This is a genomic window from Frigoribacterium sp. SL97 (genome assembly GCF_026625765.1).
Classification (GTDB): domain Bacteria; phylum Actinomycetota; class Actinomycetes; order Actinomycetales; family Microbacteriaceae; genus Frigoribacterium.
Map to the genome: position 1 here is coordinate 2,190,320 of NZ_CP113062.1, position 8,879 is coordinate 2,199,198.

Below are 8,879 nucleotides of genomic sequence, written 5' to 3' on the forward strand. Positions count from 1 at the left end.
TAGAACGACATGACCTCCTTCGACGAGACCGAGCACCCGCGTGCATCCACCGGCCAGTTCACCGACAAGCCACAGGGCCTCCCGGAGGTGGGCCTCGCCCCCGACGCGCTCGCGCTGACGGCCGAGGAGGACCGGCGCCGGCGCAGCCGCATCCGCCGCGGAGATCGCCCCGACACGGACGTGTGGCGTCCGTTCGACAGCCTTCGCCCGACCGAGTTCCTGCACGGTGGTCACACCGACGAGCTGTACCTCAAGTCGGCCCTGCTCCGCGCGCCGGTGCACTCGGTCCCGGGCGGCCCGTGGACGGTCAGCCGGGCAACCGTCGTCCGCGACATCGACGACGACGCCGTGGACCGTGACGCGCACGGTGGGCGCATGTTCGACATGCTCGCCGAGCGCGGCTTCCTTACCCCGCTCGACGACGAGCGCCGCGACGAGCTCGCTCCGGCTTACGCCGCCCGGCAGGAGGAGTTCGGCAGCACGCTGCCCGACGCGCAGCGGCTCGAGGAGGCGCAGGAGCTGTACGAGCTCGACCGCGGCGCCATCCTCGCCATCTACCCGGAGCTGACCGTGAACGGTGACGGCTGGCGGGAGCACGCCGCCAAGTAGCACGACGACCCCCCTTGCTCACGGCCGAGACGTGCACAAGGGGGCGTTCTGCTGCCGTCGACCGGCTCGTCGAACGGTCAGTTGACCGAACCGGTGACTTCGAGCTTCGCCTGCTCCTCGGCGTCGAGCCGGGTCTTCTCGGCGGCTTCGACAGCCTGCGCGATGTGCGCCGCGAGCCAGCGGGACCGCAGGATGAGGGAGCCGATCTTGTCGGCGTCCTCCTTGAGCGTGAGCCCTGCGTGCTTCGCGTTCCAGAGGACGTGGACGAGGCCAGTGTGGTCGGACTCCCAGTAGTCGAAGGGACCGGTCGTGCCGTTGTCGATCGTGTCGTTGTCGAGCCCTGCCTCGTAGGCGGCGCGGCGCTCGGCGTCGGTGGGCTTGTACCGCTCGACGCGGGGCGGGTGGGTGCTCATGCTGCGGCCTTCCAGATGGTCTGCTCGTGGATCTCGTAGGTCTCCATGTCGGCGGACCAGTTCCCGTGCTCGTCGGGCTCGCCCACCCACGCGGTGAGGAGGTCGGCCGGCGTCATCTTCGTGGGGTCCCTGTCGAGCGCGGCACGGTCGTCGGCCTCGAGGCGGTCGTAGAACGACTCCCACTCGGTGGTGGGGATCTTCGCAGCGAGCCAGGCGAGCGCTGACTCGCGGGTGTCGCACACCTGGACGGTGGCGTCGTTCTCGAGCCCTGCGGTGAGGGCGACGAACAGCTGCATGGGTTCCTCGTTGGTGTCGATGGTGAGCCGGGGTGCCGGCGGTCAGGGAGGTCATGCGCGGCAGCCGTGCTGCCTGTCGGAAGTCAGAAGACGGGCGGGCCACTTTCTGACTTAGGGCCCGAAGTCAAAAGTCTCCTGTGAAGCCCAGGGGTTATGAACCGAAGATTTAAGCCCAGGGCTGATCGACTTGGAAGTTCTCCGCCTAGGCGTAGGTGACGAAGCCCTCGTCCAGGCGTCGGCGGTCGACGACGAATCGGAAGCGATCCTGGACGTACGGGCCCGCACCTCGGACCTCGACACCGGTGGCGCCGCGGCGGTCGAGCTCGGCGATCAGCTCGTCGCACGGTGACCAGGCGAAGGCGCGCACGTCTGTCGTGTCGATGACGATGCGTCGGCGGGTGACGTCGGCGGGGACACCAACGATGTCGAGGTGACGCTGGGCGGTGTCACGCGTGCCGAGGAACGCCGGCAGGGGCACTAGGACGACACCTTCGGTCTTCTGCGGATCGAGCTCGACGACGGACACGACGGCGTAGTCCTCTCGCCAGCCGTCGTTGAGGGATGCGAGGTAGGCGGCCCCAGCGGCGTCGGCTGTCTCTGCGGCGACGTAGAACGCGCTCGTCGTTTCGCTCTGGCGGAACGACGACTCGATCTTGAACGTGGGCACGATGGGCTCCTTCGGTGGCTGTGCCTGTTCCATGCGCGGCGGTCGCGCTGTCAGATGTTCGGTGGGTCGGGGGTGTCTTTCAGCATGACGAAGCGGATGGTCAAGTCGTTCCCACGTTGAGAGGCGAGTTCGAGGGCCTTCGTGAGAACGGTGATGGCCATGTCGATGGTGGCTTGTAGGAACACCAGTTGAGCCCGGGGTTCGTGCGTGTAGTCCTGGCCGTCGGCGCCTGTCGAAACCTGAGGTGCGAGGTTGGAGTTCCGCTCGAACGACGGGTGCGCCATGCCGCTCATCTGCCCCCAGACGAATCGGGCGTCGTCGCCCGAGAACGACATCCCGTGTGCTGCTTTGTGCACGATCGTCCGGAAGCCCGGCAGCGCCTTGGTGTACGCGGAGTTATTGATGTTGGCGAAAGCGCCGATGAGGCGGATGTCACGTTTGGTCTGCTTGATCTGGAGCATCCCACCTGCCTGCTCCTTCGTCTTCCTGCTCCGAGCTGCCTTGTCGTCGTCGTCGGTGAGAGCGCACATCGCCTTGATGGTCCGTTCGTTCTGCAGCACGCCGTCCCAGGCAGCGGTGAGGGCTCTCTCCCGCCGCACGACTGGGTCGGGGTCTAGCAGGTAGACCGCCAGGGATGCCGCCTCGAGTGCCGCGCGGGTGTTCGGGTACGGGCCGATGAACGGCACGACGATGGGCCCTTGCGGGTCTGGCTGCAAGAGGACGCGGACGATGTGGAGCTGGTCGAGCGCGATCATGAAGCAGTTGCCGATGCGGTAGCTCGGAGAGAGGGCGCCGAGGGCTTCGTCGTCAGCGGCGATGTCGCTACCTGGGCGGCCGAACGTTGTCAGTGGCCGTGCCTGGTAGCGGGCGGTGAGCTCGTCGATGAGTCCGAGCAGCCAGGTCAGCCTGGGGAGGACTTGCTCGTCGGTCAGCCGCCGGGTGTCGTCATCGGTCACAGCCCGAGCTTCCCATGACCTGCCGGCGCCGCCGCGCATGAGTCGGCCATGACCAGCCCCGAGCTCCCGCCTGTCTTCACCGTCGGTGCCGCCGACGCCATCCGTGGCGCTTCCGTCGACGCTCTTCTGTCATCGCTGGCTGCCGCCGAGCAGCGTGCCCTTGACCTCGAGGCGCAGCTGGCGATCGCGCTCGGCGACCAGAAAAAGGTGCGCATCCTGCGCGGCGAGGCACCGACCCGGCCACGTGTCGGCACCCGTGTAGTGCTCGCGAAGCGGGACACGTACCTGCTCCAGCGACACGGCGCGTCAGTCGGTTCCGCGGGCATCGTCGTCGAGCACAGCAGGCTCAGCGAAGACGACCGCGGCGTCCTCGTCGACTGGGGGCAGGGCGGCGCAGTCCGCGCCAACCTCGACGAGCTGTCGTGGACGACGGCGCCCCTCAAGACCTGCCGGACAGTCCCCGGCCTCCTGCCGAGGACGAAGGCACTCCGCTGCGTCTTCTGCCTGACGAAGGTCGAAGGCACCGGTCCCCGCGCCATCCGATACATGGACAAGCACGTCTCCGGCATCCACCTCGTGACCGTCTAGGCGCCGCGCATGGGGTGAGCATGAAGACCCTCGACGGCGTCACCGCCGGCACCTACCTCGTCCAGACCTCCTCGGGGTCGCGGTACCGGCTCGACCTGACGGCCCGGGAAGCGATCCGGGAGGCGCAGGTCACGGAGCCCGCACTTGGCGATGTCTCTGTGCCCCTCCGCCGCGACGGCGAGGTGCTGATGCTCGAAGCCGTCGTCGCCTGCACCGTCGGCGAGGACCTCGTCGTCGTGCTCGGCAAGGTCGACACGTACGCCGGCTACCTCGCCACCACCCGCTACGGCACCACCGTCGTCTCCATCACTGAGGTGACGGCGTGACTGGCAACGTCCGCCTGACGGCCGCGGAGGCGACGACGCTGCCGACCATCCTCCGAACCGTCTCCGGCTCAGAGGTGCACGGCACAGGCCTCCCCGGTGGAGACGTTGACCACCTCGGCTTCGCGGTCGAGTCGCGCGACGACGTCCTCGGCATCGGCAGCTCTCCGGAGTCCTGGTCGTTCCGTACCGCGTGGGCCGGCGCCGTCGACGAAGGCAGCGAGGCCAGGTCTCGCCACGGCGACCTCGACCTGATGGTCTACCCGGCCCGCAAGTGGGCTCGCCTCGCCCTCGGCGGCAACCCGACGGTCCTCACCCCGCTATTCGTCGGCGAGGAGTGGATCGTCTCCGTTGACGACTTCGGCCTCGCCCTCCGAGAGAACCGCCACCGACTGATGTCGAAGAAGCTCGTGCGGAAGTTCCTCGGCTACTCCGCAGCGCAGTTCGAGCGCATGCAGGGGCTCCGGTCCAACCGCGTCAGCCGTCCGGAACTCGTGTCCGAGCACGGCTTCGACACCAAGTTCGCCGGCCACACGCTTCGCCTCGCCTACCAGGGCCTGATGGCCGCCAGCACTGGCACCATCCCGATGCCGCTCGAGGCGCCGATGGCTCGGTTCATCCTCGACGTGCGTCAGGGGAAGTACTCCGCCGCTGACGTCGCCGAGGCGTATCAGGGCATCGTCGCACAGGCGGAGAGCGCCCTGGCGGCCTCAGAGCTCCCGGACAAGCCGGACGACCGCTGGCTGGCAGAATGGCTGTCAGAGGTTCAGCTGGCCACGTGGGCCCGCTCCGGGGATGACGCGGGGCGCAGCGCTGAACTCGTCGCGAGGGGACGCGTGGGGAGAGCATGACGATGTCAGATCAGGGCGTGGCGGTCGAGTACAGGCCGATGGTGGGCGACCCCGCGTGGGCGCTGAAGGTCTTCTCCGACGGACGTGAGCCGGAGTGGGTGCTGTCCCTCCACCACGTGCTGGCCGCGGCGCACGTGGCTATCCAGCAGAACGTGCCTGGTCACGACGACCGTGCCCGGGCGGATGCCATCATCGCTCGGTTCTCGCGGGAGCCCCGCCTGCGCAACCACTTCCTGCCAGTCTCGGATGACATGTCCTACACGGCCTGGTTGGCAGGCGCCGTGGTCGGAGCTATCGACGAGATGAAGAACGTGGCGGGTCCCCGCATTGACGGACATGCTTCCCTCTTCCGAGCTGACTGGGTTGAACGGGACCAGGTGGTAGACGTCGTCGAGGCGTTGAACACCACAATCCACATTCAGCCGGTTCGACGATGGGCCGAGACAGTCATGCCCCAGCTGGTCTTCGAACGCTTGCGCGCTTGGCGAGAGTCGAACCTCCTGTTGACGCGGACCACCTACGTCTTCAACAGGAAGCGGGCGTACGACCCTGACCGCTACCCGCGGGAGAGCTGCTTCGCAGAGGAGGTCCTCCACCGCAGTCGTATCTTCAACTGGAAGTTCCAGGACGCGCAGTGGGTGCTCGCGAAGATGCCGACGGGGCACTACGTCAAGGTCAGAACCTCGCCGCTGGAGGAGGGCAAGGTGCCGGGCACCGCGAGTGCCCGGGTCATCGGCACTGAGCCCGACGAGAAGTACGGCCTCGTCACACTCCTGGACCACTTCGACGAGTAGGCCGCCGCGCATGGTCCACCCATGGACTCCTCGCGCGCCCTCGGCACCGCCTTACACGACGGTTGGTTCGTCGTCATCCGCCACATGCCGGCACCGGACCTCGAGCAGATCCCGACTGAGCTCCGCAGCGAGGCGGACCGGCTCCTTGCCCTGACGCGGGCGCACTTCCCCGCGCACGACCTCGACGGCTACGGCGACGTCGAGGACTTCTTCGAGGAGGCATACCGGCTAGACGCCGCCCTCGCCAGCTTCACCCCCGAGCTCGTGTGGATCGTCAACGGCTCCACCTTCAAGACCGCCCGGCACGTCACCACCGGCGAGCAGGTGCCTCCCACCGCTGTCGACCACCTCCCCCGCTACGGCATGCAGCACTCCCGAGACGTCTGGTTCATCACGCACCTCCTCGAACGCATGGCTGGCCGCTACGACCGCCTCAGTGCCTTCGTCGCCAACGCCGGCCGAGAGCTGCTGTCCGCGGGCGTCTTCGACGACCCATCCGTCGGCACGCACCTGAACCAAGGCATCGCCGACATGGCCAACCGGCACGGCGGCGAGGTCATGGTCAAGGTCATGCCGAGGGCGAAGTTCCTCCCCCTCGCTCACATGCGCTTCGATCTGCCCGTCACCGACCGCGCCGCCCGCGACGCCGTGACCGAGCACCTCGAGTGGGCCCCCGTCCACTTCGACGGTGACGTCGATGCGTTCCTCCTGCAGCAGGTCGTGACCATGCGGTACGAGTACCGCATCTTCGTCGTCGACCACCAGGTCGTCACCGGCGCCGGCAGTATCGAAGAGCACACGCCGCTGAACAACACAGCCCCGTTCGACCCGCAGCTGCGCGAGCACCGAGACGCTCGCTCCCCCGTCATCGTCGACGAGGCGATCCGGAACACCCTCGTCGCGTTCGCCGCCGGGGTCGCCGCCGACATCGCCGCCGAGCAGCCCGACCTCTGCGACTACGTTATCGACGTCGCGCTTGGCGCCGACGACCGGCCGCTCGTCATCGAGCTGAACGGCTACCTCAACGCCGGGCTCTTCGCCTCCCAGCCGCGCCTGGTCACCAAGGCCCTCGAGGCCACCCGAGCACGGGACAGCCGATGAGCGTCTGGACCTTCGCACTCCTCGTCCTCGTCGCGGCAGGCTTCTGCGGCGCGCAAGTTCTCATTGTCACCAGCCTCCGCCGCCGGCGTGCAACCGTCAGGCGGGACGAGGAGGCGTGACGGTGACCGAGCCGGCCGCTGACCACCGACGGCGGTTCTGGGCTGTCGTGGCCGCGCTTGTCGTCATCTGCGGCACGTTCCTGGTGCTGACGACCACGCAAGGGCCGAAGCTCGAGCAGGTGTCGGTGGACACCGCCGCCGCGGCGCACCGCTCGGGGGCAGTCCTCACCATGACGCTTGACCGCCAGCCGGCAGAGGTTCTGCTGTCACAGGTCACGGTCTCGCCGTCGACTCCAGTGACGGTGTCGACACGGGACAGCGTCGTCTCCGTCCAGTTCGGGTTCGCGCTCATCCCGGGCCATAAGTACGCCGTCGAGCTCGCCGGCGTCGAAGGAGCACATGGGGGTGCGGCCGACCTTCGCACGACGTTCACGACCCCATGGGCGCCGCCCGAGCTCGGGGACCGGGCAGCTGACCTCCCCCGCATCGACCGGACTTCGGCGCGCGATCGCGTGGTCACCGGAACCGATTCGGAGACTCGAGTTCTGTGGACGGCCCCGGCTGGTGCCAAGACACTGTTCGTCGTCCCTCGGCAGGGCGGGGTGGTCATCGTCAGCGAGAGAGCCGGTAAGACGACCATCGACACGGTCGGAGGGCGCAGCAGCGCGCAGACCACCCTCAGCGGAACGCCGACGGGCGCCGCGCGAACGGGCTCCGGGGCGGTCGTCGTTTCCGTCCGCGGGGCCAGCGACACGGACGCCGGCCTCTACTCCGTCGCCGGCGACGCGCTCCACCCTGTGCTGGACCTCGCCGGGGAGCCGCAGCGGTCCATGGCCTGGCTGCCCGTGCCCGGGGACAGCCGCGTGCTCAGCCTCAGCCTCGAGGGCGACCTCGCGCTGGTCGACCCTGACGGCGCCTCGGCTGGGGTGCCCCTCGGCTCGTTCACCGCCCTGGACTCCGTCTCGGCCGACGGCCTGTCCGCGATCGTGCAGAAGGGCCCCAAGGTGTTGCGCCTGGACCTCCGAAACAGGCAGACGAGCGAGCCGGTTCTGACCGCGCCCGCAGCAGGTGAGGCTCGGGGCCGGCTGTCGGAGGTGCGTGAAGGCGTCTACGTGCAGCAGAGGACGACGCTCGCCGGTGTCGGGTCGCTCGTGGTCGACGATGGCGTGACCGCGCGGCCGGTGTTCACGTGGGACGCACGCACCACGAAGCAGGTCACGTACGACCTGTCCGAGGACGGCCGCCACGTCGTCGTGGAGTCGACCCCGGCGGACGCCGACATCGACTTCGCGCGAGCGCGACCCTCTGGCGCACGCACGGTGGTCGACGTCATCGGGCTGACGACCGGCACGCCCCTCTCGCAGCTGCGGGGGTCTGTCGCCGGCTGGTGATGCCGCGCATGAGTCCCTCGAAGCACATGCGAAACTGACGAGGAGACACCATGGACTTGACCACCGCACGCACCCTGGCCACCGAGCTGATGACGCAGCACGGGCTGACCGCCCAGAGGTGGTCGTTCCGGTTCGACCGGGCGCAGAAGCGCCTCGGCCTGTGCACCTACCGCACCCGGACCATCTCGGTTGGCGAGGTCTACGCCGCGGCCGCTGACGAAGCCGACGTCCGTGACACCATCCTCCACGAGATCGCCCACGCGCTCGTCGGTTCCTCCCACGGCCACGGGCCCGTGTGGAAGGCGAAGGCGCGCGAGCTCGGCTGCACGCCGAAGAGCACCGGCCGGAACGCCGCCGCCGAGGCCGAGTGGGAGGAACTGGTCGAGGAGGCCCGTACCGAAGCCCCGCAAGTGGCCCACCTCACCAGCGGCCCCTTGCAGATCGGCGAACGGGTCGTCACCGACGACGGCCGCTACCGGGGCATCCTCGTGGAGCGCATGCGCACCCGGGTTCGGATCCTCAACGACGCCGACGGCCGCCCTTGGGCCATCCCCGCCATCATGCTCAACCGCGAGTCCCTTCACCGCGTCAGCGGTGCCGCGAAGCGCGCCCGCACCGCTCCCCCGGTGCACCGTCAGGCTCCGCCTCCGCGCTTCGCCACGAGCGCCTTCGCTGTGGATCAGGACGTCGTCGTCCACCGGCCTGGGCAGCGAGGTCACGGCCTCTCCGGCGTCGTCGTCCGTGTGAACGGCAAGACCATCTCGGTCAGGGCCAGTGACGGCTCGACCTTCCGGGCTTCCCCGGGCCTTCTTCGCCTCGCCGCGTAGCTCC

Annotated in this window: 12 protein-coding genes; 8 read left to right on the forward strand and 4 right to left on the reverse strand. The window is 68.7% G+C overall.

The features are described from left to right. Nucleotides 1–9: 9 nt before the first annotated feature. Nucleotides 10–609 (forward strand): hypothetical protein, encoded by a 600-nt coding sequence (locus tag OVA02_RS10530; protein WP_267658249.1) that lies wholly within the window; start codon nucleotides 10–12, stop codon nucleotides 607–609. Nucleotides 610–686: 77 nt separating this feature from the next. On the opposite strand, the gene OVA02_RS10535 is transcribed toward OVA02_RS10530, so the two are convergent. The 4 genes from OVA02_RS10535 to OVA02_RS10550 all read right to left on the reverse strand — a co-directional run bounded on the left by OVA02_RS10535 (nucleotide 687) and on the right by OVA02_RS10550 (nucleotide 2,941). Continuing rightward, complete coding sequence (locus tag OVA02_RS10535) at nucleotides 687–1,022, reverse strand: hypothetical protein (protein ID WP_267658250.1); 336 nt, start codon at nucleotides 1,020–1,022, stop codon at nucleotides 687–689. Continuing rightward, the gene (locus tag OVA02_RS10540; protein ID WP_267658251.1) at nucleotides 1,019–1,318 is read right to left on the reverse strand and encodes a hypothetical protein; all 300 of its coding nucleotides are present in this window, start codon (nucleotides 1,316–1,318) and stop codon (nucleotides 1,019–1,021) included. The genes OVA02_RS10535 and OVA02_RS10540 overlap by 4 nt, the downstream gene beginning before the upstream one ends. 202 nt (nucleotides 1,319–1,520) lie before the next feature. Beyond that, nucleotides 1,521–1,985 carry a hypothetical protein gene (locus tag OVA02_RS10545; RefSeq protein ID WP_267658253.1) on the reverse strand — a complete coding sequence of 155 codons (465 nt, stop codon included), beginning with the start codon at nucleotides 1,983–1,985 and terminating at the stop codon, nucleotides 1,521–1,523. 50 nt (nucleotides 1,986–2,035) lie between these two features. Beyond that, on the reverse strand, nucleotides 2,036–2,941 hold the full coding sequence (locus tag OVA02_RS10550) for a hypothetical protein (protein WP_267658254.1): 906 nt from the start codon (nucleotides 2,939–2,941) through the stop codon (nucleotides 2,036–2,038). Nucleotides 2,942–2,989: 48 nt separating this feature from the next. Between OVA02_RS10550 and OVA02_RS10555 the strand changes: the two genes are divergently transcribed. The 7 genes from OVA02_RS10555 to OVA02_RS10585 all read left to right on the forward strand — a co-directional run bounded on the left by OVA02_RS10555 (nucleotide 2,990) and on the right by OVA02_RS10585 (nucleotide 8,875). Then, a complete protein-coding gene (locus tag OVA02_RS10555; protein ID WP_267658256.1) occupies nucleotides 2,990–3,529 on the forward strand; it encodes a hypothetical protein in 540 nt (179 codons plus the stop codon). Nucleotides 3,530–3,549: 20 nt separating this feature from the next. Continuing rightward, nucleotides 3,550–3,855: a hypothetical protein gene (locus OVA02_RS10560; protein WP_267658257.1), complete on the forward strand. Its 306-nt coding sequence runs from the start codon at nucleotides 3,550–3,552 to the stop codon at nucleotides 3,853–3,855. Further along, complete coding sequence (locus OVA02_RS10565; RefSeq protein WP_267658258.1) at nucleotides 3,852–4,703, forward strand: DNA polymerase beta superfamily protein; 852 nt, start codon at nucleotides 3,852–3,854, stop codon at nucleotides 4,701–4,703. Before OVA02_RS10560 ends, OVA02_RS10565 begins: the two co-directional genes overlap by 4 nt. Beyond that, nucleotides 4,700–5,497 (forward strand): hypothetical protein, encoded by a 798-nt coding sequence (locus tag OVA02_RS10570; protein ID WP_267658260.1) that lies wholly within the window; start codon nucleotides 4,700–4,702, stop codon nucleotides 5,495–5,497. Before OVA02_RS10565 ends, OVA02_RS10570 begins: the two co-directional genes overlap by 4 nt. Before the next feature lie 21 nt (nucleotides 5,498–5,518). After that, complete coding sequence (locus OVA02_RS10575; RefSeq protein ID WP_267658261.1) at nucleotides 5,519–6,598, forward strand: ATP-grasp domain-containing protein; 1,080 nt, start codon at nucleotides 5,519–5,521, stop codon at nucleotides 6,596–6,598. 115 nt (nucleotides 6,599–6,713) lie between these two features. Next, nucleotides 6,714–8,048 (forward strand): hypothetical protein, encoded by a 1,335-nt coding sequence (locus tag OVA02_RS10580; RefSeq protein ID WP_267658262.1) that lies wholly within the window; start codon nucleotides 6,714–6,716, stop codon nucleotides 8,046–8,048. 50 nt (nucleotides 8,049–8,098) lie between these two features. After that, nucleotides 8,099–8,875 carry a SprT-like domain-containing protein gene (locus tag OVA02_RS10585; RefSeq protein WP_267658263.1) on the forward strand — a complete coding sequence of 259 codons (777 nt, stop codon included), beginning with the start codon at nucleotides 8,099–8,101 and terminating at the stop codon, nucleotides 8,873–8,875. Nucleotides 8,876–8,879 lie beyond the last annotated feature (4 nt).